We start from the raw sequence: 26,745 nt of genomic DNA, 5'->3' as shown, positions 1-26,745 counted from the left end.
TGGATGGATGCCGGTGCATGCGCCTTTTTGCTTTCACCCGCCTGAACCAATAACGGCACGAAAGGGCCGATCCGCTGGCTTTAAGGATTGGCTGATGGGTGCCGCTGCGGGCGATTCCTAGCATGAGCCCATGTACCGCATTCTGCCCCAACGATCGCGCATTGATGCCCCCATCGCTGCTGCCACTGCGCTGCTGCGCTGGCTGTCGGTGTGCGTGTTGCTTTGCCTGCTGGGCGCAGCCGGGTTCTATCTGCTGGCGCAACTGAGCGGCAACGTGTCGCAGTACCGCCGGGACATGAACGCCACCGCGTATCGGGCCCAGATCTATTTCGACCGCCGCGAGGCGCTGTTGAACTACCTCACCGACTCGGTAGTGGAATCGGCGTCGCTGCGTACCGACGCGCACAGCGCTGACGATGTCGGCGTGCGCCAGCTGCCGTTGGGAGCCGGGCGCGACGGTCGCGAGCTGAGCCTGCTGCTGTCAGCACGCGCCGAGCGCACGTTGAGCGAACTGGGCGCTCGCCTGGTGCTGGTCAGCGACGACCCGTATGTGCCGCGCCGCTGGCTGCACGGCGAGCATCCGCTCACCACCCCGCCGCCGCCGGAACTCACCGCTTCCCTGCTGCGCGCGCACGCAGCATCCACCGGCCCCGACGTGCAGGTGTACTGGCTCGTCACCAGCGGCCCGCAGCGCACCGTGTACCTGTACCGTGCTGCCGAGGAAGGGCCGCATCCCCTGCGTTGGCTGGTGCTGGTGCTGGACCCGCAGGCGTTGACCCAGATAACCGATGGCACCGGCATGGTCGGCGTGCTGCTGGCCGACCCGCAAGGTCGACCGGCACTGTTCAGCGGCGACGATATCGACCTGCCCGGCGGCTGGCTGCATGCGCAACACAATGATGCGTTTTCCTTCATCTGGGACTTCGGGTTTCCGCAGGGCCTGGCCCTGGTGAAGAGCATCGGCCAGGACAACTGGCATCTGGTCTGCCACCTTCCATTACGCACGGTGCTGCGCGACCTGATGCTTCCCTTTCTGCTGTCGCTGCTGTGTTGCGCAGCGGCGATGGCGACGCTGTATGTGCTGGTCCGCCGGCTGGACCGGCAACTGATCCAGCCAGCCCAGCAACAACATCGTCAGTTACTGGAGAGCTTCGATTTCGGCAGCACGGTCATCGAGATGGCACCGGTAGGCATCTGTGTGTTGCGGCTGCGCGATGGCAACGTGATGGTCGAGAACCAGCTGGCCAGGGACTGGCTGGGGGCGGACACCCTTCACGGCGACTGGAATGGTGACTGGCGACGCGCGGTGGCTCTATCCACTGCATCGGCGCGTGGCGTGCAGAGCATCGAGTTCAAGACGCAGGCCGGGCACCTGCTGCAGGTGCTGCACGCCGCCACGCGCTACCACGGCGACGACGTACTGCTGTGTGTGTTCAGCGACGTCAGCCGCCATCGCCAGATCCAGGAGGCATTGTCGGCCGCCAAACAGGCCGCGGAAGAAGCCAACCAGGCCAAGAGCGCATTCGTGGCAACCATGAGCCACGAGATCCGCACGCCGCTTTATGGCGTGCTGGGCACGTTGGAGCTGCTGGGCAGGACCCCACTGGATGCACGCCAGGCACAGTACTTGAAGACCATCCAGCAGTCGTCCTCGGTGCTGCTGCAGTTGATCAGCGATGTATTGGACGTTTCCAAGATCGAATCGGGACAGCTCACCCTGGCGGTAAGGACCTTCTCGCCCATGGCGTTGGGTGAGAGCGTGGTGCTGGGCTATGCCGCCGCCGCCGCACGCAAGCAGTTGCAGATTCTGGTCTGCACCGACCCACGCCTGCCGGCTCAGGTAAGCGGCGATGCCGATCGCATCCGTCAGGTGCTGGGCAACCTGCTGAGCAATGCAATCAAGTTCACCGATGCCGGCCGCATCGTGCTGCGGGTCAACCTGGTGGCGCGCGAGGCCGGTTCGGCCACGATCAGCTGGCAGGTAACCGATACCGGAATTGGCATCCCGGCAGCCGAACAGCCGCGCCTTTTCGAGCCGTTCATGCAGGTTGCCAATCCGCTGCGCTCCGACGGTACCGGGCTCGGGCTTTCCATCAGCGACCATCTGGTTCGCCTGATGAACGGTGAGCTGCGCCTGGTCAGCGAGCCGGGACTGGGCAGCAGCTTCACCGCCATCATCCCGGCAGGTGTGGACGAAGATGGCCAGGAGCACGACACGAATGCGCCGAAGTTGCGCTCGCACCCGCCGGTGTATGTCCGCACGGCCCATACCGAGTTGGCCGACAGTGCCTGCCAGTGGCTGCGCCGATGGGGAGCGACCGCCTACCGCTACAACGAGGACATGCCGCCGTTGGATGCCGCCCACGCGATCCTGCTCGACAGCGATCCGCATGACCGTGTTCCGCTTGCGTGGCCAGGACCTCGCGTCACCGCGCTGGCCACGGGCGGCGAGCTGGCTGCGCTGGACTCGACGCATCCCAACAGCCTGATTGTTACGCTCCACAGCATCAGCGCCATCGCCGAGGCAGTGGCCCTGCTGCAGCAGGGCATGCTGGCCTCGCCGTCGCCATTGCCGTCAGCGCGTGACTCGGCACTGGGGTTGCGGGTACTGGTCGCCGAGGACAACCCGATCAACCGGGTCATCCTGAAAGAACAGCTGGAGATGCTGGGCTGCACGGTGGTAACCGCAGTCGACGGCCGCGAAGCTCTGGCGCAGTTCACACCGGAAGGCTTCGACGTGGTCCTGACCGACATCAACATGCCGCAGCTGGATGGGCTTTCACTGGTCCGTCAGCTGCGCTTACAGGGTGCTGCCGTGCCCGTGATCGGGGCCAGCGCCAATGCCACGCCGGAGGACCGCGAACGCTGCCTGGCCGCCGGCATGGACAGCTATCTGGTGAAGCCGATCAATCTCTGCGTCTTGCGCAGCGCCCTCACGGAACTGACCACAGGAGTACAGACATGACCCCGCTGCGTGTACTGATACTGGAGGACCAGCCGTTCCAGCGTGGCTATCTGGCCAACCTGCTGCACGCGCTGCCGGGTGTCGTCACTCATACATCAGGTGATGCAGCCAATGCGGTGGCGATGTGCGATCTGTTTGACTATGACCTGGTGATTACCGACCTGATGATGCCGGGTGTGGACGGCATCCAGTTCATCCAGGCACTGGCGGCCAAGGAGCACCACCCGAAGCTGTCACTTGTGAGCTCTGCCCCGCCGCGCATGCTGACCTCGGCGCGGCTGATGGCCGAGTCGCTGGGCCTGACCGTGCTGGGCAGCCTGCCAAAGCCGGTCACACAGGCGGACATGGATGCGCTGGTAGCCCAACTACGCGTTGCGCCGTTGACCGTCCCTGCGATGCCGGCTGACGCAGCACCGTTGACGCCCAGTCGTGCGCAACTGCGTGATGCCATCGCCGGGGGCGAGATCACCGCGTGGTTCCAGCCCAAGAAGTCACTGGATTCCGGCCAGGTGGTGGCGGCAGAAGCGTTGGTACGCTGGTGCCATCCCACCCGGGGCACGCTGCCGGCGGGGGTATTCCTGCCGTTGATTGCCGAGCAGGGACTGGAGCCGATGCTGCTTCGACACATCCTGGTGGAAAGCGTGAAGGCTCAGGCGCGTTGGCGCGAGCAGGGCTTCCGCATCCCGGTCTCGATCAATCTGCCACCGCACCTGCTCGAGCGCTCCAGCCTTCCCGATGAGTTGCTGGAACTGACCCTGTCCCATCATGGCCGTCCGGGCGACCTCTGTTTCGAGCTGATGGAGGGCAGCACCACCGCGCATGTAAGCGACTACTACGCGGGAGCGTGCCGCCTGCGCATGAAAGGCTTTGGCCTGGCCCAGGACGATTTTGGTCAGGGGCTCAGCTCGGTGCACAACCTGGTGAGCACCCCGTTTACCGAGGTCAAGATCGACCGCGCACTCGTCACCGGCTGCGCGCGGGACCCTGCACTGCACGGCGCACTGGCCACGGTGATCGCGCTGGGTACCCGGCTGGGGCTGAACATCGTGGCTGAGGGTGTGGAGACGGACGAAGAGCTGGCCACGCTGCGCAAGCTCGGCTGCACCCAGGTGCAGGGCTATCTGATTTCACGGGCGGTACCTGCCGATGCGTTTGCCGCGCTGCTGGGCCGCGAGGGCAGTGTCCACCCCACCCCGCCTTGCCACTGACGGCGCAATGGCCGAGGATGTCAGTGGAGCGCGCCACGCCTTCCCCCAACGTACTGCCGCCGCCCTTCAAGGGGACGTCATGCCTGAAGCTGCACCGTTCCGTCAGCTGGCCCGCCGTTCGCTGCGTGTACATGCGCTGCTGATCGGCGTCATTGCACTGGCAACGCTGCAGGCGGGCCTGCTGCTGTCGACTGCCACCCAGCTGCTGCACAGCGAGCAGGACAAGATTGAGTTCCACTTCCGCCGCCTGGGTGGCGCACTGCAGGAGCACGAGCGTTTCCTGCGTGGCTGGCGCGTGCAGGACCCCAACCATCCGCTACAACCGGGTGGACCACCGGTCAAAGGGCCCGTCACCTATCTCCCGTTCGCCCAGTTGGGCGTCGACCCGGCGCTGCATGACAGCGCCACCCTGCTGGGACGGCGATTTACCGGCTTCTACAGTGCGTTCTGGGCGGAATCACGTTTCCCTTCGCCCCGCTGCCTGCTGATCAACACGGCCGGTACCGCAGGCATTCTGGTGCCTTCCACCGCCGATGACATCGGCTCGGCCCGCCCGCCGCTGCCCATCCTGCAAGCGACATTGGGGTACATCAAGCAGCTGGCTCCCAGCGCATCCGCGCAGCGCGGTGACGTGCGCTGGACCGGCCGCGAACTGGGTCCGGGCAATCCGCGGCTGATATCGATAGCGCGTGCCCCCCAGGACGCGGCGGCGTGGGGCGGCGAAGAAGGCAGCGCCAATGCACCTGCAGTTGCCTGCCTGCTGGACGTCTCCCGACTGGACGATCATCGACAGGTACTGGGTGAGTCCATCTATGACCAGCTGTCGATCATCGCACCCGATGGCATGCAGGTGTACGGCCCTGCAGTGACCGCCACCCGTCAGGCCGGCCGCGAGTACACGCTGCGCGGGCTGGTGTACCGCATGCGAACCGACGCCGGCTGGCAGGTGGTCTATCACGTGCGCTGGGGGCGCATTCTCAGCCATCCACGCGGCCCACTGATCGGCAGCGTGGTACTGGCGCTGTTGCTGGCAGGGGGCGGCACCTTGCTGCTGCGCAGCTACCGACGCTCGGTGCTGCAACCCCTGCGCGCCAACCACGAGCGCCTGTTGGAAAGCGAAGCATTCAGCAGGACCGTGCTGGACAACGCACCGATTGGCCTGTGCCTGCTGCGCCGACGGGATGGCGAGGTGATGCTGGACAATGCACCGGCCCGAACCTGGCTGGGCAACAGCCACGAGGCACCGGGCTGGCACAGCGAGTGGCGTGCCGCCGCCCAGACCAGCCTGAGTACAGACCACCCGGATGGGCAGACCTTCACCACCCCGGGCGGTCGCCACCTGCTGGTGACGGCCACCCCGGCCCGCTATCGCGGCGAGCCGGTGGTGCTGTGCCTGTTCGTGGACCTCACCGCGCAGCATGAAGCGGAGCAGGTGCTGCAGCAGGCCCGCGTGGCCGCCGACCAGGCCAACCGGGCTAAGAGCCAGTTCCTGGCCACCATCAGCCATGAGATCCGCACACCGCTCTACGGTGTGCTGGGCACTCTCGAGCTGCTGGGACTGACGCCGCTGGTACCACGGCAACAGGAGTATCTGAGCACCATCCAGCGCTCCTCGGCCACGCTGATGGAGTTGATCAGCGACATTCTGGACGTCTCCAAGGCCGAAGCCGGTCAATTGACTCTGGAACCGGTGGTATTCAACCCCGCCACCCTGACCGAGGATGTGCTGCGTTCGTACGCGGCAGCCGCTACCCGAAAGCACCTGCAGTTGTATGCCTGCATTGAGACCAGCACCGACATCAAGGTGGTCGGCGACGCCGCGCGCATCCGCCAGGTGCTGAACAACCTGCTCAGCAATGCGGTCAAGTTCACCGATGCTGGCCGTATCGTCGTCCGGCTGACCACACTCCAGCAACCAGGCGAACCGCCCAGACTGCACTGGCAGGTAGCTGATACCGGCATCGGCATTGCCCAGGAACACCACGAGCGCCTGTTTGAAGCCTTCTATCAAGCCAACCCAGGTACGGACGCGCTGCGCGGCACCGGCCTGGGCCTTGCCATCAGCGCGCATCTGGTGGGGCTGATGGCCGGCCAGCTGCGTGTGGTGAGTGAGAGCGGCCTGGGCAGCAGCTTCAGTTTCGCGCTGCCGCTGATGCACAGCAGGGACGCTGCGGACCCGCACCCTCGTTTTGACTCGCCGCAGACGCTTTATGTGCGCTCATCCGCCCGCGAGCTGGCCGAAAGTCTGTGCGGCCGCCTCCGTCAACGCGGGGCCCATGCAGTGCTGTTCAACGTCGACAATGCTGAGAGTTTCGACACCCACACGCCGCTGCTGGATATCGTGCTTGACGAACCCGTTCCAGAGTGGGCCGGGCCGCATGTGGTGGCCGTGACCGACGGCGGGGACCGCACCGAGTTCAACCAGGGACGCTGGATAGTCGGAATGCATCGTCTGGATGCCATGGTCGACGCGCTGCTGCAGGCCAGTGGGCACGGCAAGTTGCCGAACGCGGTGCTGCCCGAGCCGGCGCTGCGTCCACTGGGACTGCATGTGTTGATCGCCGAGGACAATCCCATCAACCAGACCATACTGCGCGAACAGCTGGAGCAGCTGGGATGCCATGCGGTGGTCGCCGGCGATGGCGACGAAGCGCTGGGTTACTGGGACCAACGTCGCTTTGATGCGGTGCTGACCGACGTCAACATGCCCCATATGGATGGTTACGCATTGGCGCGCGCGTTGCGCGGCCGGGGTGCGCAGGTTCCGATCATTGGCGCGACGGCCAACGCGGCACCGGAGGAGCGCGAGCGCTGCCGCGTTGCCGGCATGAACAGCTGCCTGGTCAAGCCAATCTCACTGCACGCGCTCTACCTTCAGCTGAGCCCTTTGGCCGCCAGCGTTGCATTGGACTCGTCACCCGGCAGTGACAATGCCGTATGTACGTTGGCGGTGCCGGCGCACCTGCGCTCACTGTTTCTGACCACCATGCGGGACGATCTGCACGCGCTGGAGAGGGCAACGCTGGAGGCGGACACCGTGCAGATGCGCCAGATGCTGCACCGCATAGGCGGTGCGCTGGTTACCGTGTCTGCACAGCGACTGGTCGACCAGGTGACCGACATCGAGGTTGCCATCGATGCGGGTGCACCGGTTGACCAGGTGGTTTTCGCCACGGCAACCTTCCACCATCAGCTGGAACGCGCACTGTCCCAGTTGGAACAGCATCCACCCGATGACAAGCTTGCGCTTTCCTGACCTTTCCTGCCGGTGTGGAGCCTCCCCATGAAGACCCCGATCGTCATTGCCGATGATCACCCGATTGTGCTCGCCGGCATTCGCGATGTGATTGACCGCGACCCGGGCCTGACCGTTGTCGGCCAGGCCCAGAACCCGGCATCCCTGGTGGTGCTGGCACGCACGCTTTCCCCGGCGATCATCATCACCGACTACAACATGCCCGGTGACGAATCATTGGGCGACGGCATCAAGCTGATCTCGTACCTGCGCCGGCACTTTCCGGATACCCAGGTGCTGGTGCTGACCATGCTCTCCAACCCGTCGATCATCGTCGAGATGTATCGTGCCGGTGCCGCGGGGGTCGTGCGCAAGAGTGGCGACCTGAAGGAGTTGATCGTTGCAGTGCAGGCGGTTCAGGCCAAGCGCGTATACCGCTCACCGGAGTTGCCGGTTGAACAGCCTCTGCCCGATGTTGGCGAGGCACCCTCTGCCAGTGCGCTTTCCCCGCGTGAGTTCGAGGTAATTCGCCTGTTCGCACAGGGGCTGACCGTCAATGATATTGCCAAGCAGCTCAGTCGCAGCAGCAAGACCGTGAGTACCCAGAAGATCAACGCCATGCGCAAGCTGGGTACCAAGTCCGACCAGGACCTGATCAGCTACTGCCTCGAGTCGGATCTTTTCCGGTAGCAGCGACCCGGCTTTAAGGATTGCCTGATGGCGACCTGGTTACGGCATTTCTATTCTGTGCGGACTGGCTGGTTGTGTTGGCGCTTTGACGAGGAGCGCCGCTCCCCCGCAACCGCCAGAGCAGTAACACGGACGTGCTGTGGCGGTCCCGGCGGGGATGAATGGTGCCGGGACCGCTTTTTTCCCCCACAGCTCACGTGTCCAGGCACCAGTAAGGCGGCGACCCGATCGCTTCCAGAATGAACGCCGACACGGTCTGTACCTTGCGCGAGCGCATCTTGTTCTCGGGCGACAGCATCTGCAGGTACACCTGATCCGGCTGGGTGGAGAACTGCCACTGCGGCAGCAGCTTCACCATGTCGCCGCGCGCGAACGTTCCGTTGTCGAACATCCAGTCCGGGAACAGCACGATGCCACGCCCGGCCACAGCCGCCGCCAACAACGCTTCCGCATTGTTGCTGCGTAGCGGGCCGGTGACGTTGAGCACCTTCAGTGGTTGCCCGTCGCCGGTATTGACGTACCAGCGCTGCATGCCCAGCTGCCCCTTGTAGACCAGACAGCGGTGCTGCAGCAGCTCCTCCGGCGTTTCAGGCGTGCCATGTACCGCGAGGTAGGCCGGACTTGCCACCACCTGGTGGTGGTTCGGCGATATCACTTTGCCGATCAACCCCGAGTCCACCAACGGGCCAATGCGGATGGTGATGTCCACGCCGTCCTGCACCGGGTCGATGTAGAGGTCGGTCAGGGTGAGTTCGACGACCAGCGCCGGGTGCAGCTCCTGCAGTTCGGCAATGATCGGTGCGATATGCCGGCGGCCCAGCGATTCGGGCGCGTTGATGCGGATCAGCCCGCTGATGCCGGCATCCTTGCCCTCAACCTGCTCGGCCGCCTGGTCCAGTATCTCCAGCGCATCGCGCACCTGATGATGGAACAGCTCGCCAGCCTCGGTCAGACGCACCGCGCGGGTGCTGCGGTAGAGCAGCTGCTTGCCCAGTTCCTTCTCCAGCGCGGCGATGAAACGCGACACCGACGAGGCTGGAACACTGTATTGCCGGGCGGCGGCGAGGAAGCTGCCGGTGCCGGCAACGGTAAGAAAGTAGCGGAGAGCCTTGAGCTGCATGGGCGGCGGGGCACCGGTTGGCAAATTGCGATTCCAGCAATAGTGATTTGCCGGACGGCGTGATTGTAGCCCGTTTCGCAAGCCCCTAGCTTGATGGGCAGCGCGCAGTCCCCTGCGCCCCTTCCCTACTGCAGGACAACCTATGAGCCGTTTGTTTGAACCCTTTGACCTGGCGGGCACCCCCCTGAAGAACCGCGTGGTGATGGCCCCGCTGACCCGCGCCCGTGCCCCGCACGACGCCGCCGACGAGCGCACCGCGCTGTACTACAGCCAGCGTGCCAGCGCCGGCCTGATCGTGAGCGAGGGCACCCCGATCTCGCGCGAGGGCCAGGGCTACCTGTTCAACCCGGGCATTTTCACCCCGGAGCAGATTGCCGGCTGGCGGCTCACCACCAACTCAGTGCGCGCCAACGGCGGCCGCATGTTCGCCCAGCTGTGGCACGTGGGCCGCGTGTCCCATCCCACCATCCAGTTCGACAACCAGCAGCCGGTCAGCGCCAGCTCCAGGCAGGCAGTGGGTGCGCAGGCGTTCGGCTATAACCCGCAGGGCGAAGCGGCGTTGATTGAAACCCCGGCGCCGCGCCAGCTGGAAACCGCCGAGATTCCGCGCATCGTGGAAGCCTTCGCACAGGCCGCCGCCAACGCCATCGAGGCAGGGTTTGACGGCGTGGAAATCCACGGTGCCAACGGTTACCTGCATGAGCAGTTTCTCAACCCGCTGGTGAATGACCGCACCGACGCCTACTCCGCTGCCACGCTGGAGAACCGCCTGCGCTTCACCCTGGAGGTGATTGATGCGGTGGTGGCGCGCATTGGCAAGGACCGCACCGCGATTCGCCTTTCGCCCTATGGCCAGCTGTTCGACATGCCGCTGTATCCCGAGATTGGCGCCACCTATACCGCTCTTGTTCGTGAGATCGGCAAGCGCGAGCTGGCGTATGTGCACCTGATGGACCAGTCGGGCTACAAGATGGGCGACCGGCCGGCGGACGGCAGCGGCGAGGGTGGTTTCGAAGGCCTGCTGCACAGCCTGAAGCCTCACCTGCCCAAGACCGCGCTGATACTGGCCGGTGGCATGACCCGCGAACGCGCCGAGCAGCTGATCGACGCAGGCGTGATCGACCTGGCCGCGTTTGGTGCCAGCTTCATCAGCAACCCGGATCTGGTGGCGCGGTTGAAGAACGGTTGGCCGCTGGCCGCGCCGAAGCGCGAGTCGTTCTATGGCGGTGGCGCGGAGGGGTATATCGATTATCCGGCTTACGCTGAGGCATGATACTGGACACTACACCGCCCGCTTTCCGGGCGGTGTAGTTCCAATTGGCGGAATGCCTCGTGTGAGCAGCCGGCATCGACGTAATGGTAGGCCTTGGTTCCAATCTGTCGCAGCCCCCAGGGAAGAATGAGGTAGCGCTGCACATGAGTTGTGCCGTGCAGGTCGAACGGCACGAAGTACATCGTCTCTACCAGGAAAGGTCCCTCGATACGGGCCACGACATCGGCCCTGCCAAGAGCGACTTTGCGCCCACCGAACTCAAGACCGGTGACGCCCCGGCGCTGGACATCCTGAAAAGTAGGGTCAACGCAGTCCGGCAGCGCACGCCACGCAAGTCCGTATCCCCCACTGATCACGATCGCCAGCACAGCGACGACACCGACTGCGGATGCCTTCCATTTCTGCATGATGGACTTCCTCACTTCTCTGTATCTGCGGCATCGGACACTTGGCAAACGTCAAGTTCCTCGGATACGTACTGGCGGCCTTCTGTGTCCCTCAATCTGGCGCGGACCTTTCCGGTGTAGCCAGGCGTTGGCCATATATCGGCAGTCACGAAGACGTCCATCTGATCACCCGGGTCAAAGCGCACCTGCCGTCCTGACGGGAAATGCTCATCCAGCACCACGCCAACATTCTCATTGGAGTTCAGCGGACCGAAGTCGATATCGAATGAACGCGCATGAATCCAGTTGCGCTCCTGGCCTGGAGCGGAGAGATGGAACGCAATGCGTCCTGCGGAACGATTGGTGAGTACGAGTGGGATACGACCGTGGTTCCGCGTGTCCAAACATTCCCTCTCCTTAGGCTGTACAAGCACAAGACCAGGGTCATCGGACGCGGCCTGCGCCTGGTTTGAAGCGAGTAGTAAAGCCAGAGCGGAGCGAATCCAGAGAAGCATGGTGGCAATCCCTCGCAGGGTGGTTCCGTATACGCATCATCGCGCATTCCGGGAGGGCGCGCTGCCGGAATCCCGGGCGCTGTACCGGTCCGAAACCTGTGATAACGTCCGCCACAACCCCGGGCCGTTCGGCCTGGCCCCACGGATGAAGGGAGCAGGGCAATGGAAGACGGCGTCAGTCGGTACCGGCCTCAACCGCTGAAGAAGCGCGACCCCCACCACGACGCCGTGATGGCGCGTGACCTGGAAACCATCAATACCGGAATCCGGCGCGAGTTCGGGGCGTTACCGCTCGGGGGCTTACCTGTGGTTGCCAAGCGCAAGCCGGTGCTTCCTACTCTGGATACACCTGCACTGGCTGCAGCGGAAAGCGAGTAGTTCGACACCGTAGAGCCACGCCCTGCGTGGCTTCGACCCTTCCGGTCGCGACGCAGCCACGCAGGGCGTGGCTCTACGTCTTCTTTACCAGCGCGCGCGTGGTTGCCAGCGCGGGCTTCACGCTGCCCTGTGCGTTTCATATGATGCGCCCTGCATATGCCGCACCGGCGTGCAGACTACAGGCTTCCACTTCATGTTCCCCACGCGCGCCCTGGCTTGCCTTCTCTGCGTATGCCTGCTGTTGCTGGCCGGGTCCGCCGTTGCGCTGGATCCGCAGCGTTCGGTGGCCCAGTTCCACCACACCGCGTGGACGGTCAACGAGGGTGCGCCGGGGCAGGTCACCGCGCTGGCGCAGACGCCCGATGGCTACCTGTGGCTGGGAACCGAGATCGGGCTTTACCGGTTCGACGGCGATCGCTTTACCCGCTTCATCCCACCCGACGCCAGTGCATTTCCCGCGACCAGCGTGTCCACGCTGTACACCTCCCGCAGCGGACAGTTGTGGGTGGGATTCCGCTATGGCGGCATCAGCCTGATCGAAGGCGGTCACCTGCGGCATTTCTCGGTGCAGCATGGCTTGCCGACCAGCACCGTCTACCGCATGGCCGAGGACGCCGACGGTCGCCTGTGGGCCGCTACGTTTACCGGCCCTTTCTATTTCGACGGACAGCGCTGGAACCGGCCGGCCGCTTCAATGGCCTACCCCGGGCACCAGGCCCGCACCGTATTCGCCGATCGCGATGGCACGCTGTGGATCGCGACCGGAAACGGCATGGTGGTGCTACGGCGGGGTTCCAGCGCTTTCGTTGCGGTGCCGGGCAAGGTGGGGCGCGTCAGCCAGATCGCGCAGGCTCCGGATGGTGCCGTCTGGGTGGCCGAGGCGGACGGCGGTATCCGACCGCTTTCCGGGACGGGGGAAGACGCACCATCGGCGGGCCTGCTGTTCGACCGTGATGGCGTGCTGTGGGCAAGCACGCTGGGAGCCGGGCTGCTGCGATTCGCCCCTGGCGATGCGATGCGGCACCCCGAGCGCTTCCAACGCTCCGATGGGCTCAGCTCCGACTACCTGCAGCCACTGCTGGAAGACCGCGAGGGCAATCTGTGGGTGGGCAGCAGCCGCGGCCTGGATCGGTTCCGCCATGCCAATCTGGCCGAGGTTCCGATGCCGGAGGGTTCGCAGGACTTCGCCATCGCCGCCGACGGTGACCGCCTGCTGGTGGGAACCCGCAACCAGCCACTGCAGCGGGTCACTGCCACAACGCGCGAACCGCTTGCCCTGTCGTCCGTGATTACCGCGATCCAGCGTGACCGCTCCGGCGGCCTATGGCTGGCCGGACCCGATGGCGTCTGGAAAGCGGAAGGCACGCAGTTCCGCAGGATCACCGACCTGCCCGTGGCCGCACGTTCCGGCGTGCAGGCGATGGCCGTCACCAGTGACGGGGCCCTTTGGCTGTCGTTGAATACGCCGGGCCTGCATCGCTATCAGCACGAACGCTGGACACCGGTGCAGGACCGCGCCGGCCTGCCGTCGGGCGACTCGCCGCTGGTCATGCAGGTCGACGCCCGCAACCGGCTCTGGCTCGGTTTTGCACGCGGTGGCGTGGTGGTCATGGAAGGCGACCGGTTTCGGACACCGTGGACCGGGGAAGCGCCGCAGGTGGGGAACGTGACGGCGCTGCACGAAGACGGCCAGGCCATGTGGATTGGCGGCGAGCGCGGTCTGGCGCGGATTGAAGATGGACGGGTGCGCAACGTGCTGCCCGCCGTTCTGGAGGACTTCCGCGGCATCAGTGGCATCGTCTCCGATGCGGCAGGGGATCTGTGGCTCAATGGAGCCCGTGGCGTGCTGCATGTTCGTGCAGCCGATGTACCTGCACTGTTTGGCGGAACGGATCGGCCTCGCTATGAGAAGTTCAATGCACTGGACGGACTGCCGGGCGTCGCCGCGCAGTTCCGGCCCTTGCCTACTGCTGCTCGCTCCGACGACGGCAGGTTGTGGTTCGCCACCACCAGCGGATTGGTCTCGGTCGACCCCCGCAGGATTGCGCGCAACCTGATTCCACCACCGGTAGAGATCCTCTCTCTGGAAGCAGATGGCACTGCGCTGCCGTTCGACCAAGGCAAGGTTGAACTGGCCGCCGACACGCGCAACCTGCGCATCGGCTTCACCGCGCTGAGTCTTTCCATTCCCGAACGGGTGCGGTTCCGCTATCGGCTTGAGGGTTTCGACGACCGCTGGATCGAAACATCGGAACGTTCCGCGCTCTACAACGCCCCGGGCCATGGCCGTTACGTGTTCCGCGTCATGGCCAGCAACAACGATGGCGTCTGGAACGAAACCGGCGACAGCCTGGTCATCTCCATCGCGCCGAACTACTGGGAAACCGGGTGGTTCAGAGCACTGTGCGTGATTGTGTTCGCAGGGGTGCTTTGGCTGTTGTATCTGCTCAGGCTGAGGCAGGTGGGAGCCCGCATCCGCTCCCGGCTGGATGAACGCCATCGCGAGCGCGAGCGCATTGCCCGTGAGCTGCACGACACGCTGCTGCAGAGCACCCAGGGCCTGATTCTGCGGCTGGACGCGTCGAGCCGGAAACTGGCTGGCGATGACCCGGTCAGGGCCGAACTGGAGTCCGCGATCAACACCGCAGAGCGTGTGGCCTCCGAAGGCCGGGAGCGCGTCCGCGGACTGCGGCGGCACTCCGGTGAGTCACGCGACCTTGGGGCGGCGCTGCTGGGCGTGCAGGAAGAAGCCGGACGGGAAATGCCTGCCGTGCACCTGGCGGTGGAAGGCGCACCCCGAGCGATTCAACTGCGCGTCTGGGAAGAGGCCTACATGATCGGCCGCGAGGCGCTGCTCAACGCATTCCAGCACGCAGAGGCAACGTCGGTTGAAATCCGGATCCGTTACTCGCGGCACGCGTTCGCGCTGCGCATTCGCGACGATGGCGTTGGCTTCCAGCCGGACGCCCTCGCTGGTGCCGGGCACTGGGGCGTGGCGGGCATGCGCGAGCGTGCCGCGCGCGTCGGCGGCACGTTGAGGGTGCGGTCCGCGCCGTCCCGTCAGGGTACGGAGATCCTTCTGCAGATCCGCGGCTCACTCGCATGGGAGAAGGCCGGGTTCAAGGGCGGTAAGCGCAGACACCTGCGAAGGTTGTTGAAACGGTTCTGGTAGAAACACCCACATCAGGCAAAGTCCACTTGATCGATGCGCATCAACTCGTACTCCACGTCGCGCGCACCGGCATCGGTTGCCAGCAGGTCCTGTGGCTTGCCACCGAGAATGGTGCTGACACTGGAGAGCCAGCGGCCCGCCTTTGTGGCGTCGCCGAAGACGCGCTCAGCCTCGCTGACCACGCGCGCGACGCGCAGCACCCGATCCGATTCAGCCGCTACCGGCTGTGCATGACCTTTTTCGTATCGACTGAAGCCATTGGGTCCGACACCCGCGAGCAGTGCTGCCTGTTGCTGAGTCAAACGTCTACGGTCAGGCTACCGCTGGCCAGAGGCAAAGAGCCATTGAATGCAGTCAGCGCATCAGTCGCACCACATGCGGGGCACTTACCTGAAGCAAGGATTGGTATTTCGTGTTCGGCCATGGTCACAGTCTCTTGAACGAGATTTCGAACTTGGGCAAGCCTTGGGTATCTCGGGACGGAAAGCATCACCAGGCAGAAGCGACAAGAGTTCCCTGAACCCCCGCTTCATTCATGTACTGGTCAGTTCAATATTCAGGGTCGATTGCGTCATCAAACGGATAATTAACACCTGTCGACCACCCGCTCTCTCCCCTCCCCCGAGCGGTGTGGTCGGCAAAACCAAAAATAAAAAAGGTGTTTCCCGATTATGAAGACCTCTCTGCTTGCCCTGGGCCTGATGGCCGCGCTGCCGTTCGCCGCTTCTGCCGCCGATGGCCTGTCGTACAACTACGTGGAAGGCGGTTACGTGAACACCGACGCCAAGGGTGGCGATGCGGATGGCTGGGGCGTGAAGGGCTCCGTGGCTGTGCATCCGAACTTCCACATCTTTGGTGACTACAACGCGCAGGAAACCAAGCGCGGCAACGCCGACGTTGACCAGTGGCGCATCGGTGCCGGCTACAACTACGGCATCGCCCCGACCACCGACCTGGTGGCCCGCGTGGCGTACCAGAAGTTCGACCCGAAGCACGGGTTGGACTTCAACGGCTACAGCACCGAAGTGGGCGTGCGCACGGCGTTCACCCCGAACTTTGAAGGCTACGCGATGGCCGGCTACGAGGATTACACCAAGAAGCACGGCATCAACCCGGACGGCGAGTTCTATGGCCGCGTGGGTGCCCAGGCCAAGTTCACCCCGAACTGGGGCCTGAGCGGTGAAGTGAAGCTGGCCAAGGGCGGCGACAAGGAGTACTTCGTTGGGCCACGCTTCACGTGGTAAGTGTTGAAATATTTATGCAGTACGTTGTTGTGTGACGTGTGACCTCTCTCCCACGCGTCATGGAAAGCCCGGCTCCCTAGCCGGGCTTTCTTTTTTGAAGCAGCCGGGCAAGCCCGGCTCTACTTCAGGTCGGCGATCGGGCTCAGGATGGCGGGGTCGAATGCTTCCAGAGGCAACCCTTGGCGAAGTCGGTTGGGCCAATCGGCGTGGGTCAGCGCGCCGCGACCCAGCGAAATGACGTCAGCGTGGCCGCGTTGAACCAGTGTGGTGGCCTGCGCAGGGTCGTGCAGCGAGCCGTTGGCGATCACCGGCAGGCCGCTATGCTGTCGCGCCAGGTGCGCCAGGGAGGGGCTGCCTTCAAACGCGGGCTGCCATGCTTCGAACTCGGTCACGTGGACGAAGTCCAACGGCAGTGCTGCCAATTCGCGAAACAGTGCGGTGGCCTCGGCTTCACCACGCCACTTGTAGTGGAAGTCGTTGACCTTGCCTTGTGAGATGCGCACGCCGACCGGGAAGTCAGCTCCCACTTCCGCGCGTACGGCCGCCACCACTTCGCGCAGCAGCTGCAATCGTTGTTCAACTTCACCGCCGTAGCGGTCGCTGCGCTGGTTGGTGGCTTCGGTGATGAACTGATCCAGCAGATAGCCATTGGCGGCATGGATCTCCACGCCGTCAAAGCCGGCGGCGGCCGCATGCGCGGCCGCTTGGGCGAACCCGGCCACCGCTTCATCGATCTCAGCCTGGGTCATCGCTGCAGGCAACGCATAGGGTCCACTACCACGATAGAACGTCATCTGCTGCCCCTTGGGCTGCACTACGGAGGCACCGCGCGTGCCGGTGCGGTAGATGTTCGCCTGCGACAGCGCGCCGGCATGCATGAGCTGGGCGACGAAGCGCGCACCGCGCTGCTGCACCGTCGCCACCAACGGCTTCCATGCGTCGCGCTGCGCTCCGCTGGCCATGCCAGGCTGGTACGCATAACCCTGGGCGAAGGCCTGGTCGGTATAGAGCCCCTCAGTGATGACCAGTCCGAACCCGCCTTCGGCGAAGCCCGCGTAGTAGTCCTGCATGCGGGCGCTGGCGAGGCCATCGACACTGGCACTGACGCGGGTCATCGGGGCCACTGCGAGTCGGTTGGGCAGCGACAGGCGGCCGAGCGCGGTCGGCTGTACAAGCACATTGGTCATGGTCACGCCACCTTCGGTGCGCAGACGGCGGCAATGGCTTCAATCTCGATCATTGCAGCGGGGTCATACAACGCCTTGATCTCGGCAATGGTGTCGGCCGGATAGGGAGCGGTGAAGAATTCGCGGCGAAGCTGCACCACGTCCTGAAAGTGGCCCATATTGGTTACGAAGATGGTGACCTTGATGACGTCGTGAAGGCTGGAGCCCCCGGCTTCCAGCGCGCGGCGCAGGTTGGCAAAGGCCTGCCGACCCTGGGTGAGGAAGTCGCCGGGCACGATACGGCCGTCTTCGCCGCCGGCGGCTTGGCCGGAAATGAAGACCAGGTCGCCGAAGCGGATTCCCTGGGAGAGCAGGTACGGGGCGTAAGGGTCGGGCTGGGTGGAGATGCGTTCGCGCATGGCTGTGTTCTCTGGGCGACAATTAGATGAGCCAAAGTCATGAATGACTTCAGGTGCCTCATGGTGTTCGCCCCGGAGACAAGGTACAAACGATCATTTCTCAGGCTATGGATGATCTTGTTTCATCTATTGGAGCGCCCCATGCGACGTCTTCCTCCGTTGTCCACTCTGCGCGCTTTCGAAGCCGCTGCTCGCCACGGCAGCTTCAAGCTGGCCGCTGCTGAACTGTCGATCACGCCCACTGCGGTTAGCCACAGTGTGCGGGCGCTGGAGGACTTCATGGAGGTGAAACTGTTCGCCCGGCAAGTGCGCCAAGTGCAACTCACCGATGCAGGGACGCAGTTGTACCCCGTACTGCAGAAGGGCTTTGATGCGTTCGAAGCGGAACTGACGCGCCTGATGCGGCCGCAGACGCGGGCAAAGGTCACCATCTCCGCCACCAATGCCTTTACCGCGAAGTGGCTGGTGCCACGCATGGCGGCGTTCCGTTCCGAGCACGCGAACATCGACCTGCAGTTGCATGCGTCCGATGCTTTGGTCGATCTGGCTGATCCGTCCTTCGATATCGCCATCCGCTACGGCAAAGGGAACTACCCGGGTGCGGACAGTGAAGCTCTGTTCGCCGACGTGTATGCGCCAGTAGTAAACCCGATGTTGGCAGTGGAGACCTATGGCGACCTGGCCAAAGTGCCGCTGATCCATTTCGATTGGCAGCGTGTCTCGGCAGACAATCCGACCTGGCTGAAATGGTTCGCCAAAGCTGGCGTCCCGTGGGACGCCTCAAGACCGCAACTTCGCTTTTCCGACGAGGGCCACGCCATCCAGGCGGCGGTGGCCGGCCAGGGCATTGCGCTGTTGAGCGTGGCGTTGGTGGCCGAGGAACTCGCTGCCGGACAGCTACGCCGGCCATTCGGGCCGACACTGCCGGGTTTCACCTACCACGTCACAATGCAGGCGCAGCGAACGCCGTCGATGGCGGTGGCGGCCGTAGCCGCGTGGTTGTGTCGCGTGGGCGCGCGGAGTTCAGGCTAACCGGGATGCCGCAGGCCTGCTCGATAATGGCGGCGGCGCTGGATACGAACTGGCCGATGCGAATGCGCGGCTGACGCCGTGGTTACGGATGGAATGGCCGCGGCTGCGCACGATGTGAGCACACACTCTGCAAGAAGTTGCAGATTGGGTTGGGGCATCTCGACCGCAAACAAAAACCCCGGTTTGCACCGGGGTTCTGTCTGGATCATTTGAACAGCGTGTCCGGATATTCCGGCTTCTGTTCGCGGGCCAGCAATGCCTGCAATCCTTCGGCCGGGGTCTGCTCACCGTGCAGCACGGCGCGCACCCCGTCGGAGATCGGCAGGTCGATGCCGTGGCGGCGGGCCTGGCGCATGACTTCATCTGCCGTCTGCACCGATTCCACCACCTGCCCGATTTCGCGGATGGCGTCCTGCAGCGTCTGGCCACGGCCCAGGGCCAGGCCCAGGCGGCGGTTACGCGAGAGGTCGCCGGTGCAGGTGAGCACCAGGTCGCCCAAGCCAGCCAGACCCATCAGGGTTTCCGGCTTGGCACCAATGGCAGCGGCCAGCCGCAGCATTTCGTTCAAACCACGCGTGATCAGGCCGGCACGGGCATTCAAGCCCAGTTGCATGCCATCAGCGACGCCAGTGGCTACGGCCAGCACGTTCTTCATCGCGCCGCCCAGCTCGGCACCGACCATGTCGTCACCGGTGTAGGCGCGGAAGGCGGGGCCGTGCATGGCTTCAGCCACCTGTTGGGCGAACTCCACGTCGTCACCGTGCACGGTGATCGCGGTGGGCAGGCCCTGGGTGACTTCCTTGGCAAACGACGGACCGGTAACCACGGCCAGCGGCACGTCCGGGCCCAGCACTTCGCGCGCGACTTCGTGCAGGAAGCGACCGGAACCGGGCTCGAAGCCCTTGGTGGCCCAGGCCACGCCGGCACCGGCAGGGCGCAGCGGAGCCAGCGCGCGCACGGTTTCACCGAAAGCGTGCGAAGGCACCACGACCAGGATCCAGGTGGCGTCCTTGACCGCCGACGCGAGGTCGGTGGTGGCGCGCAGCGATTCCGGCAGCGGAATGCCCGGCAGATAACGGGTGTTCTCGTGGCGCTGGTCGATGGCCTCGACCATGGCCGCATCGCGGCCCCACAGCACGGTGTTGCAGCCGTGGCGAGCCAGCAGGCTCGCCAGGGCGGTGCCCCAGGAGCCAGCACCAAGAACGGCGACTTTGTCTGCGTTCTGAGTCATCGAAACGCCGATCAGGCGTTACCGGCCGGCTCGGAATCGGCCAGCGAGGTGCCGCCCTCTTCCTGACGCTGACGCAGGGTTTCGGCGTACAGGCCTTCGAAGTTGATCGGCTGCAGGAAGAACGGCGGGAAGCCGCCGGCCTGGATCAGCTCGCTCACCAGCGAACGCACGTACGGGAACAGGATGTTCGGGCACTGGGTGCCGAGCAGCACGTCGATGGCCTGCGGCTCCAGACCGATCAGACCGAACACGCCAGCCTGCTGCACTTCAGCCACGTAGGCGGTCTTGTCGCCGGCCTTGCAGGTCAGGGTGACGGCCAGGACCACTTCGAAGGCGGTTTCGCCCAGGCGCTGCACGCGCTGGTTCAGGTTGAGCTGCAGTTCCGGCTGCACGGCTTCATTGAAGACGCCCGGGGCATTCGGCGATTCGAAGGAAACGTCCTTGACGTAGATCTTCTCAACGGTGAAGGCGGGACCGGTGGCGGCGTCGGCCGGCGCGATGGCGCCGTTGGTGTTCTCTTCGGACATTTCCTGATGCTCCAGAATGAATGCAGTAATGAATACAGTAGAAACCGATTGTTACATGCCCTGCTATGCGGGCGTGTGGCACCGCGCACAAGGTGCGCGATGCGAATCGGGGGAAATCAGTTGCGGCCCTTGACCAGCGGCAGCTCGGCCTGCTGCCAGGACGGAATGCCGCCCTCGAGCACGCTCACGTTTTCGAAACCGGCTTTCTTCAGGGCCTTGGCCGCCGTTTCCGACGCCGTGCCGCTGCGGCACACCAGCACCACCGGGCTCTGCTTGGCGTTGGCCACCAGCTTGTGTTCCGGTCCGAACTGGCTCGGCTGCACGTTGCGGCTGCCGGCAATGTGGCCCTTTTCGAAGTCCGACGAGGACGACAGGTCGACCACCACGGTGCCACCGGCATTGATCAGCTGGGTCAGCTCAGCCGGCTTCAGCCCGCGGTAGCCACGGGTCATACGGCGGATTTCGGTGACGATGATGGCCACGGTCAGGCCGACAAAGGCCGCCGACAGCATCGGGTTTCGGCCGGCAAAGGCCAGCAACTCTTCGTAATTCACTCAGATCACGGGTCAATTAAGCGGGGGCCGATTGTCGCACATGCGGGCGAAGCGGCGGCCAGCGGGGGTTTGAGGGGGTGTCAGCGGCTCTGCCAGAGGTCGGGCAGACCGTTGGCCTGCAGCCAGCGCTTGGCTTCAGCGTCCCAGCGCCAGATCTCGTTCACCCGGACCACGCGTTCGGCCTGGGTGTTGTTGTTGATCACCCGGACCTCGGCGCTACGGCCGACGCGGCCACCCGGCATGGGCATGTTGTCGCTGCCGCGGTAGCCGGCAATCTTCACCTGTTCGAAGCGGCTGCGCTCCAGGTCGGTGATCGGATGCTCTTCGGCGTACTCCGGGTCCAGATAGGGGATCAGGTCATCCAGATTGCCCCAGCGCAGGGTGGAGTCGTACTTGACCTGGGTTTCTTCCAGCTGTTTGCGCATCTTCTTGGTGATTTTCTGGCCGTCGGCCGCGAAGACAGACGCGCTGGTCAGCGCGAGCAAGGCCAGCAACAGGATCTGGAAGGTACGACGCATGCGAATTCCCCAATAGGCAAGGTGCCCATCCTACCTTCTTGCGAACGCCACGTAGCGGCCGCTCAGTTCAGCGGCGGGCTTGCCGGCGTCGCCGGGCTGGCGGGCCAGCACCTCGATGCGGGCCTTGCCGCGCTGGGCAAAGGTGGCCAGAAACGTGTCCCAGTCGGCCTCGTCGACCGCCTGGGCCTGGGCCGACAGGTCGCCATAGACCGGTGCGAGGTAGCGTACGTGGCTGTCGGCCACATAAACGTCGGCGTCGAAACCGGCCAGTCGCAGGCGCAGGGTGACCAAGGCCCAGCCAGCCAGGGTAAGCGCCGAGGCCAGGCTGCCGCCGAAGGCATTGCCCTTGTCGTTGACGTTGGCAGCCAGCGGTGCGGTCAGCGCCAGCTGCTGGTCCTGGTAGCCAGCCACGCGGATCTGCATGGCCGCCACGGGCGGCATGCGGTCCAGCACCTGCTGGAGCGCGCCCAGATGGTCGGGCAGGGAGAGCGGTTCGGACATCGGTACGGCGACGTTGCAGCGAAGGACTCGCATAATGCCCGGAATGAACAGCCACGCACATGTGCCGGAATGGACCTTGGTGTCGTTACGCCCGCGTGGGCAGCATGCGGCGATGCGACGGGCCGCGCAGGCGCTGGGCGGCCAACTGCTGGCGCTGTCGCCCTGGGCTCTGCTGGCGCGCACTGACGCCATCACCCGCAGCGCGCTGGCGCAGGGCCTGCAGGCTGACCGGGTGGTGTTCACCAGCCCGGCCGCCGCCCATGCCGCCGCGCGACTGGCCCCCCTGGCAGACCCGCATCCGGGCCAGTGGCTGGCGGTGGGGGCCGGCACCGCCGCTGCCCTGCACAGCCACGGAGCCCGCGAGGTGGCGGCACCGGAGCGTATGGACAGCGAGGGGCTGCTGGGGCTGCCGGAACTGGCGCAGCTGCAGGGGCGCTCGGTGACCTTGGTCACCGCCCCGGGCGGACGCGGACTGATTGCACCCACCCTGGAAGCGCGCGGTGCGCAGCTGCGGCGGGTGGATGTGTACACACGCACGCCGTTGACCCCGGCCCCGCGCACCCTGCAGCGGCTGCGCCGGCAGCCCGACCCCTGGGTCCTGGCCCTGAGCAGCGCCGAGGCCCTGGCCTGGGCGGTGACGCAGCTGCCGCCCGACCTGCTGGCCCGTCTGCGCGCCAGCACCGTGGTCGCCGCCAGCGAGCGTCTGGCCACGCTGGCCGAAAGCGACGGCTTTGCCCGTATCCATCTGGCGCAGGGCCCACAACCGCTACAGTTGGCGCAGGCAGCGCACGCGGTCGTCACCGCCCGCGCACCTGACTGAACAGGGAAGAACGGTGGCCTTGCGGGCCGCGCGGGGGACGGGCGATGCTGTGCGCCTGATCGCTCGCCAGCTCGTGAAGACACCGGCGCGAACGACAAGGATGCGTACATGAATGAGCTTGAATCACCCCCGCCACACCGCCCTGCCCTGCGTTGGATCCTGCCTCTGGCTGTCGTGGCGGTGGGCGCGGGCGCGGCCGGCTGGTGGGGCTGGAGCCAATGGCAGGCCCAGCAGGCCCGCACCGCCCAGCGCGAGGCCGACGCTGCGCTCCTGGTACAGGGCCTGAGTGACAGCCTGGAGGCGCTGCGCCGCGACCAGCGCTCCACCTCGCAGCGGGTGCAGGATGCCGCCGCCACCAACCGCGTGCTGCGCGACGAAATGCTTGGCCTGAGCCAGCGCAGCGCGTTGCTGGAAGAGAACCTGGCCAAGCTCGCCGACAGCACCCGCCACAGCGCGCAGGCGTTGCAGCTGGAAGAAACCGAACTGCTGCTCAGCCAAGCCGGGCAGCGGCTGGCGTATGCCGACGACGTGGACGGAGCCAAGCGCCTGTATGCGCTGGCGGCCACCGCACTGGAAGACGTGCAGGGCAACGACTACCTCAACCTGCGCCAGGCATTGATGCAGGAGCGCAATGCGCTGGACACGCTGGGGTCCGGCACGCGCACCGCCGTGCAACAACGCCTGGGCACCTTCGCGCAGGCGCTGACCGCGCTGCCCGAGCGCGTGGAAGCCCCTGCCGCGTCGACCGCCACGCCATGGTGGCACAGCCTGCTGGCTCCGTTCGTCACCATCACCCCGACCGCTTCGCAAGGTCCGCTGAGCAGTGCTGAACGCGTGGCGGCCTGGGATTCGCTGCAGCTGGAACTGACCCTGGCACGGGCGGCAGTGGAGCGTGGCGACCAGGCGGCGTTTGAACAGGCGCTGGACCGCGTGGGCCTGTGGATGCCGCGCCTGTGGCCGGATTCACCCGCTCTGCGCGAGCGACGTGCTGAACTGAGGCAACTGCGCACCAGCGTGCTGCGCCCCGCCCTGCCCGAACTGGGCAGCACCCTGCAGCAACTGCGCACCTTGCGCGACGGGAGTTAAACAATGAAGCCGATTCAATCCGTGGTGGTCCTGCTGCTGGCCGTGGTGCTGGGCGTGGTGGCCGCGCAATGGCTGGGCACCGAATCACTGCGTCAGTATGGCGAGGTGATCTACCGCCACGGCGGCGTGGACTACCGCAGCAGCGTGCCGCAGGTAGCGCTGATGGTGCTGGTGGCGTTGCTGGTGCTGTGGCTGTTGTGGAGCCTGGCCTCGTCGCCGTTCCGCGCCTGGGGCCGCTACCGTCGCAAGCAGGGCCGGGTGAAGCTGATCGAAGGTCTGCAGGCGCACGAGTACGGCCACTGGCAGCGTGCGGAGAAGTCGCTGGTGAGCGCCGCTGAAGACAGCGAAGTAAGCTCGGTGGCGCTGACCACAGCGGTGCGCAGCGCCGAAGCGCGTAATGACGCCGCCAGTGTCGACCAGTATCTGCAGCGTCTTTCCACCACCGATGCCACCGGATATGCGCTGATGCAGGCCGAGCGTCTGCTGCAGCTGGAGCGGCCGGTAGACGCGATCAACGCGCTGGACGTACCCGGCGTGCAGCCGCTGCCGCCGCGTGGCCTGTGGCTGCGCACCGAGGCGCTGGCGCGTGCAGGCCGCGCGCACGAGGCGTATGGACAGCTGGGTGCGCTGCGCAAGCAGAAGATCCTGCCCGACGAAGACATGGCCGAACTGGAAAGCCGTCTGGCCGCGCAGTCGCTGCTGGAAGCCACTGACGTCAATGCGCTGGCTGCGCAGTGGGAAGCCACGCCGAAGGCATTGCGCAGCGACCCGGATGTGGTGAGCGCGTATGCGCTTCGCGCGGTGGCGCTGGACTGGGAAGAACCGGCGCTGTTGAACCTGGAACAGGCGCTGGACTCGCGCTGGAACGAATCGCTGGTGACCCTGTACGGGCAGATGCCGGTGGACAAGCTGGCGACCCGCCAAGCCAATCTGCAGCGCTGGCTGGGCCAGCAGCCGGGTAGCCCGGCATTGCTGCTGGCACTGGGGCGGATTGCTGCGCGCCAGGGCGAGCATGTGCAGGCCGAGGACTATCTGCACCGTGCCATTGCTGCCGGTGCGGGTCCGGAGGCGTGGGAAGCGCTGGGCGAAGTATTCGTAGCGCGCGGTGAGCCGACGTTGGCTGCGCAGTGCTTTGGGAATGCACTGAGGCAGCAGCGTGGTGAGGACAGCGTGGCGCTGGCTAGGGCTGAGGCCGCAGGTGCGCCGGTGGCCGCGGTGGTGCCGGAGCGGGCGACTGTGGAAGAGCAGTCATTGATGAGTGAGCCGGCACCGGTGTTGGATCACCCGGCCGAGCATGATGCGTTTGGGAACCGGCGCGAGCCCTGACCGGTAGCGCCCACCAACAAAAAGGCCGCCATTTGGCGGCCTTTTGCTTCGTCGACGCGATCAATCAACGTTCGACGATCGCCACCACGCCCATGCCGCCGGCGGTGCAGATCGACACCAGCGCGCGGCCACCACCGCGTTCGGCCAGCTGCTTGGCGGCCGTCGCAATGACGCGTGCGCCGGTGGCGGCGAACGGATGGCCGGTGGCCAGCGACGAGCCCAGCGGGTTGATCTTCTCCGGATCGATGCGGCCCAGCGGCGCATCCAGGCCCAGGCGGTTGCGGCAATAATCTTCGCTTTCCCACGCACGCAGCGTGCACAGCACCTGCGCCGCGAAGGCTTCATGGATCTCGTAGATGTCGAAATCCTGCAAGGTGAGACCGTTGCGCTTGAGCATTTCCGGCACCGCGATGGTCGGAGCCATCAGCAGGCCTTCGCCGTGCACGAAATCCACCGCCGACACCTGCGAATCACGCAGGTAGGCCAGCGGCTCGTGGCCATGTGCACGCGCCCATTCCTCGCTGGCCAGCAGCACCGCCGCCGCACCGTCGGTGAGCGGGGTGGAGTTGGCAGCGGTGAGCGTGCCACGACCGGACACCTTGTCGAACGCCGGCTTCAACGTGGCCAGCTTTTCCAGCGAGGTATCCGGGCGCAGGATGTTGTCGCGCTCAACACCACGGAACGGCGCGATCAGGTCGTTGAAGAAGCCGCGCTCATAGGCGGCGGCCAGCTTCTTGTGCGAGGACACGGCCCACTCGTCCTGCGAATCGCGGGCGATGTTCCATTCCTTGGCCATGTCTTCGCAGTGGTCGCCCATGCTCTTGCCGGTGCGCGGCTCAGCCACGCCCGGGAACTCCGGCTTGAGTTCGCTGAACTTGAAGCCCGAGGTCAGCGCCTTGATCTTGTCGCCGGTGCTCTTGGCGCGGTTGGCGGCCAGAAGACGCGCACGCAGCTTCTTGCCGTACACGATCGGCACGTCGGACGTGGTGTCCGAACCGCCGCCGATGCCCGATTCAATCTGGCCCAGCGCGATCTTGTTGGCGACAGTAATGATGGTGTCCAGCGAGGTGCCACAGGCACGCTGCAGGGTGATGCCCGGGGTGAGCGGCGAGAGGCCCGACGACAGCGTGGCTTCGCGGCCCAGGTTCCAGTCGCTGGAGTGCTTGATCACCGCACCCATCGCCACTTCGCCCAGTTGCTGCCCGTGCAGACCGAAGCGTTCCACCAGCGCGCCCAGCGTGCGCACCGACATGCCAAGGTTGCCGACATCCGAATAGGCGGTGTTCTGGCGGCAGAACGGAATGCGGACACCACCGAGGATGGCGACGGGACGAGCGTTGGGCATGGACATACCTGACATGGAAGGGGTGTCTGCAACA

Annotated in this window: 24 protein-coding genes; 12 read left to right on the top strand and 12 right to left on the bottom strand. The window is 65.3% G+C overall.

Features of this window, described 5'->3' with window-relative positions; all coding sequences use genetic code 11:
* The first annotated feature begins 130 nt into the window (after positions 1-130).
* The 4 genes from PDM29_RS08075 (at position 131) to PDM29_RS08060 (ending at position 8,098) form a co-directional block, all read left to right on the top strand.
* Positions 131-2,965 (top strand): response regulator, encoded by a 2,835-nt coding sequence (locus PDM29_RS08075; protein WP_311193331.1) that lies wholly within the window; start codon positions 131-133, stop codon positions 2,963-2,965.
* On the top strand, positions 2,962-4,173 hold the full coding sequence (locus PDM29_RS08070) for an EAL domain-containing response regulator (RefSeq protein WP_311193330.1): 1,212 nt from the start codon (positions 2,962-2,964) through the stop codon (positions 4,171-4,173). Before PDM29_RS08075 ends, PDM29_RS08070 begins: the two co-directional genes overlap by 4 nt.
* Positions 4,174-4,252: 79 nt before the next feature.
* On the top strand, positions 4,253-7,429 hold the full coding sequence (locus PDM29_RS08065) for a hybrid sensor histidine kinase/response regulator (RefSeq protein WP_311193329.1): 3,177 nt from the start codon (positions 4,253-4,255) through the stop codon (positions 7,427-7,429).
* 27 nt (positions 7,430-7,456) lie between these two features.
* The gene (locus PDM29_RS08060; RefSeq protein WP_311193328.1) at positions 7,457-8,098 is read left to right on the top strand and encodes a response regulator transcription factor; all 642 of its coding nucleotides are present in this window, start codon (positions 7,457-7,459) and stop codon (positions 8,096-8,098) included.
* Between the two features lie 193 nt (positions 8,099-8,291).
* On the opposite strand, the gene PDM29_RS08055 is transcribed toward PDM29_RS08060, so the two are convergent.
* Entirely contained in the window at positions 8,292-9,218 is a 927-nt protein-coding gene (locus PDM29_RS08055; RefSeq protein ID WP_311193327.1) for a LysR family transcriptional regulator, read from the bottom strand.
* Between the two features lie 142 nt (positions 9,219-9,360).
* On the opposite strand from PDM29_RS08055, the gene PDM29_RS08050 reads away from it, so the two are divergent.
* Entirely contained in the window at positions 9,361-10,491 is a 1,131-nt protein-coding gene (locus PDM29_RS08050) for an alkene reductase (protein ID WP_311193326.1), read from the top strand.
* On the opposite strand, the gene PDM29_RS08045 is transcribed toward PDM29_RS08050, so the two are convergent.
* Together PDM29_RS08045 and PDM29_RS08040 are read right to left on the bottom strand one after the other, a co-directional pair.
* On the bottom strand, positions 10,476-10,898 hold the full coding sequence (locus PDM29_RS08045) for a hypothetical protein (protein WP_311193325.1): 423 nt from the start codon (positions 10,896-10,898) through the stop codon (positions 10,476-10,478). The genes PDM29_RS08050 and PDM29_RS08045 overlap by 16 nt on opposite strands.
* A gap of 11 nt (positions 10,899-10,909) precedes the next feature.
* Positions 10,910-11,392, bottom strand: coding sequence for a hypothetical protein (locus PDM29_RS08040; RefSeq protein ID WP_311193324.1), 483 nt, complete (start codon positions 11,390-11,392; stop codon positions 10,910-10,912).
* A 162-nt stretch (positions 11,393-11,554) separates the two neighbouring features.
* Between PDM29_RS08040 and PDM29_RS08035 the strand changes: the two genes are divergently transcribed.
* Positions 11,555-11,770, top strand: a complete 216-nt coding sequence (locus PDM29_RS08035; RefSeq protein WP_311193323.1) for a hypothetical protein — start codon at positions 11,555-11,557, stop codon at positions 11,768-11,770.
* Between the two features lie 193 nt (positions 11,771-11,963).
* Positions 11,964-14,942 carry a sensor histidine kinase gene (locus tag PDM29_RS08030; protein WP_311193322.1) on the top strand — a complete coding sequence of 993 codons (2,979 nt, stop codon included), beginning with the start codon at positions 11,964-11,966 and terminating at the stop codon, positions 14,940-14,942.
* Between the two features lie 11 nt (positions 14,943-14,953).
* Here PDM29_RS08030 and PDM29_RS08025 read toward each other — a convergent pair whose 3' ends face one another.
* On the bottom strand, positions 14,954-15,244 hold the full coding sequence (locus tag PDM29_RS08025) for an antitoxin Xre/MbcA/ParS toxin-binding domain-containing protein (RefSeq protein ID WP_311193321.1): 291 nt from the start codon (positions 15,242-15,244) through the stop codon (positions 14,954-14,956).
* Positions 15,245-15,613: 369 nt separating this feature from the next.
* Here PDM29_RS08025 and PDM29_RS08020 point away from each other — a divergent pair, with 369 nt between their 5' ends.
* Positions 15,614-16,186, top strand: coding sequence for an OmpO family porin (locus PDM29_RS08020; protein ID WP_311193320.1), 573 nt, complete (start codon positions 15,614-15,616; stop codon positions 16,184-16,186).
* 119 nt (positions 16,187-16,305) lie between these two features.
* Here the strand turns inward: PDM29_RS08020 and PDM29_RS08015 are convergent, their stop codons facing one another.
* Together PDM29_RS08015 and PDM29_RS08010 are read right to left on the bottom strand one after the other, a co-directional pair.
* A complete protein-coding gene (locus PDM29_RS08015; protein WP_311193319.1) occupies positions 16,306-17,373 on the bottom strand; it encodes an NADH:flavin oxidoreductase in 1,068 nt (355 codons plus the stop codon).
* Between the two features lie 2 nt (positions 17,374-17,375).
* Positions 17,376-17,771, bottom strand: a complete 396-nt coding sequence (locus PDM29_RS08010; RefSeq protein ID WP_311193318.1) for a RidA family protein — start codon at positions 17,769-17,771, stop codon at positions 17,376-17,378.
* A 39-nt stretch (positions 17,772-17,810) separates the two neighbouring features.
* Here PDM29_RS08010 and PDM29_RS08005 point away from each other — a divergent pair, with 39 nt between their 5' ends.
* Entirely contained in the window at positions 17,811-18,803 is a 993-nt protein-coding gene (locus PDM29_RS08005; protein ID WP_311193317.1) for a LysR substrate-binding domain-containing protein, read from the top strand.
* 205 nt (positions 18,804-19,008) lie between these two features.
* Here the strand turns inward: PDM29_RS08005 and PDM29_RS08000 are convergent, their stop codons facing one another.
* The 5 genes from PDM29_RS08000 to PDM29_RS07980 form a co-directional block, all read right to left on the bottom strand.
* Positions 19,009-20,034, bottom strand: coding sequence for an NAD(P)H-dependent glycerol-3-phosphate dehydrogenase (locus PDM29_RS08000; protein WP_125361656.1), 1,026 nt, complete (start codon positions 20,032-20,034; stop codon positions 19,009-19,011).
* 11 nt (positions 20,035-20,045) lie between these two features.
* Positions 20,046-20,561 carry a protein-export chaperone SecB gene (gene secB, locus PDM29_RS07995; protein ID WP_311193316.1) on the bottom strand — a complete coding sequence of 172 codons (516 nt, stop codon included), beginning with the start codon at positions 20,559-20,561 and terminating at the stop codon, positions 20,046-20,048.
* 116 nt (positions 20,562-20,677) lie between these two features.
* Positions 20,678-21,115 (bottom strand): rhodanese-like domain-containing protein, encoded by a 438-nt coding sequence (locus PDM29_RS07990; protein WP_311193315.1) that lies wholly within the window; start codon positions 21,113-21,115, stop codon positions 20,678-20,680.
* 80 nt (positions 21,116-21,195) lie between these two features.
* Positions 21,196-21,633 carry a hypothetical protein gene (locus PDM29_RS07985; RefSeq protein WP_311193314.1) on the bottom strand — a complete coding sequence of 146 codons (438 nt, stop codon included), beginning with the start codon at positions 21,631-21,633 and terminating at the stop codon, positions 21,196-21,198.
* Between the two features lie 30 nt (positions 21,634-21,663).
* Positions 21,664-22,134, bottom strand: a complete 471-nt coding sequence (locus tag PDM29_RS07980) for a YiiD C-terminal domain-containing protein (RefSeq protein WP_311193313.1) — start codon at positions 22,132-22,134, stop codon at positions 21,664-21,666.
* Between the two features lie 43 nt (positions 22,135-22,177).
* On the opposite strand from PDM29_RS07980, the gene PDM29_RS07975 reads away from it, so the two are divergent.
* The 3 genes from PDM29_RS07975 (at position 22,178) to PDM29_RS07965 (ending at position 25,366) form a co-directional block, all read left to right on the top strand.
* Complete coding sequence (locus PDM29_RS07975; protein WP_311193312.1) at positions 22,178-22,954, top strand: uroporphyrinogen-III synthase; 777 nt, start codon at positions 22,178-22,180, stop codon at positions 22,952-22,954.
* A gap of 108 nt (positions 22,955-23,062) precedes the next feature.
* Positions 23,063-24,040, top strand: a complete 978-nt coding sequence (locus tag PDM29_RS07970) for a uroporphyrinogen-III C-methyltransferase (protein ID WP_311193311.1) — start codon at positions 23,063-23,065, stop codon at positions 24,038-24,040.
* 3 nt (positions 24,041-24,043) lie between these two features.
* Positions 24,044-25,366: a heme biosynthesis protein HemY gene (locus tag PDM29_RS07965; RefSeq protein WP_311193310.1), complete on the top strand. Its 1,323-nt coding sequence runs from the start codon at positions 24,044-24,046 to the stop codon at positions 25,364-25,366.
* 64 nt (positions 25,367-25,430) lie between these two features.
* On the opposite strand, the gene PDM29_RS07960 is transcribed toward PDM29_RS07965, so the two are convergent.
* Positions 25,431-26,726, bottom strand: a complete 1,296-nt coding sequence (locus PDM29_RS07960) for an acetyl-CoA C-acetyltransferase (protein ID WP_311193309.1) — start codon at positions 26,724-26,726, stop codon at positions 25,431-25,433.
* Between the last annotated feature and the right edge of the window lie 19 nt (positions 26,727-26,745).

Origin of the sequence: Stenotrophomonas oahuensis, assembly GCF_031834595.1 — a bacterium.
Lineage (GTDB): Bacteria > Pseudomonadota > Gammaproteobacteria > Xanthomonadales > Xanthomonadaceae > Stenotrophomonas > Stenotrophomonas oahuensis.
Note: the sequence above shows the minus strand (reverse complement) of the source record. Positions and strands in the feature narration are given on the sequence as shown.

What these genes read in the sequence shown, in the direction of transcription:
- PDM29_RS08075 (WP_311193331.1), top strand. Translation starts at nt 131, where the DNA reads ATGTACCGCATTCTGCCCCAACGATCGCGCATTGATGCCCCCATCGCT.
- PDM29_RS08070 (WP_311193330.1), top strand. Translation starts at nt 2,962, where the DNA reads ATGACCCCGCTGCGTGTACTGATACTGGAGGACCAGCCGTTCCAGCGT.
- PDM29_RS08065 (WP_311193329.1), top strand. Translation starts at nt 4,253, where the DNA reads ATGCCTGAAGCTGCACCGTTCCGTCAGCTGGCCCGCCGTTCGCTGCGT.
- PDM29_RS08060 (WP_311193328.1), top strand. Translation starts at nt 7,457, where the DNA reads ATGAAGACCCCGATCGTCATTGCCGATGATCACCCGATTGTGCTCGCC.
- PDM29_RS08055 (WP_311193327.1), bottom strand. Translation starts at nt 9,218, where the DNA reads ATGCAGCTCAAGGCTCTCCGCTACTTTCTTACCGTTGCCGGCACCGGC.
- PDM29_RS08050 (WP_311193326.1), top strand. Translation starts at nt 9,361, where the DNA reads ATGAGCCGTTTGTTTGAACCCTTTGACCTGGCGGGCACCCCCCTGAAG.
- PDM29_RS08045 (WP_311193325.1), bottom strand. Translation starts at nt 10,898, where the DNA reads ATGCAGAAATGGAAGGCATCCGCAGTCGGTGTCGTCGCTGTGCTGGCG.
- PDM29_RS08040 (WP_311193324.1), bottom strand. Translation starts at nt 11,392, where the DNA reads ATGCTTCTCTGGATTCGCTCCGCTCTGGCTTTACTACTCGCTTCAAAC.
- PDM29_RS08035 (WP_311193323.1), top strand. Translation starts at nt 11,555, where the DNA reads ATGGAAGACGGCGTCAGTCGGTACCGGCCTCAACCGCTGAAGAAGCGC.
- PDM29_RS08030 (WP_311193322.1), top strand. Translation starts at nt 11,964, where the DNA reads ATGTTCCCCACGCGCGCCCTGGCTTGCCTTCTCTGCGTATGCCTGCTG.
- PDM29_RS08020 (WP_311193320.1), top strand. Translation starts at nt 15,614, where the DNA reads ATGAAGACCTCTCTGCTTGCCCTGGGCCTGATGGCCGCGCTGCCGTTC.
- PDM29_RS08015 (WP_311193319.1), bottom strand. Translation starts at nt 17,373, where the DNA reads ATGACCAATGTGCTTGTACAGCCGACCGCGCTCGGCCGCCTGTCGCTG.
- PDM29_RS08010 (WP_311193318.1), bottom strand. Translation starts at nt 17,771, where the DNA reads ATGCGCGAACGCATCTCCACCCAGCCCGACCCTTACGCCCCGTACCTG.
- PDM29_RS08005 (WP_311193317.1), top strand. Translation starts at nt 17,811, where the DNA reads ATGAATGACTTCAGGTGCCTCATGGTGTTCGCCCCGGAGACAAGGTAC.
- PDM29_RS08000 (WP_125361656.1), bottom strand. Translation starts at nt 20,034, where the DNA reads ATGACTCAGAACGCAGACAAAGTCGCCGTTCTTGGTGCTGGCTCCTGG.
- secB (WP_311193316.1), bottom strand. Translation starts at nt 20,561, where the DNA reads ATGTCCGAAGAGAACACCAACGGCGCCATCGCGCCGGCCGACGCCGCC.
- PDM29_RS07985 (WP_311193314.1), bottom strand. Translation starts at nt 21,633, where the DNA reads ATGCGTCGTACCTTCCAGATCCTGTTGCTGGCCTTGCTCGCGCTGACC.
- PDM29_RS07980 (WP_311193313.1), bottom strand. Translation starts at nt 22,134, where the DNA reads ATGTCCGAACCGCTCTCCCTGCCCGACCATCTGGGCGCGCTCCAGCAG.
- PDM29_RS07975 (WP_311193312.1), top strand. Translation starts at nt 22,178, where the DNA reads ATGAACAGCCACGCACATGTGCCGGAATGGACCTTGGTGTCGTTACGC.
- PDM29_RS07970 (WP_311193311.1), top strand. Translation starts at nt 23,063, where the DNA reads ATGAATGAGCTTGAATCACCCCCGCCACACCGCCCTGCCCTGCGTTGG.
- PDM29_RS07965 (WP_311193310.1), top strand. Translation starts at nt 24,044, where the DNA reads ATGAAGCCGATTCAATCCGTGGTGGTCCTGCTGCTGGCCGTGGTGCTG.
- PDM29_RS07960 (WP_311193309.1), bottom strand. Translation starts at nt 26,726, where the DNA reads ATGTCAGGTATGTCCATGCCCAACGCTCGTCCCGTCGCCATCCTCGGT.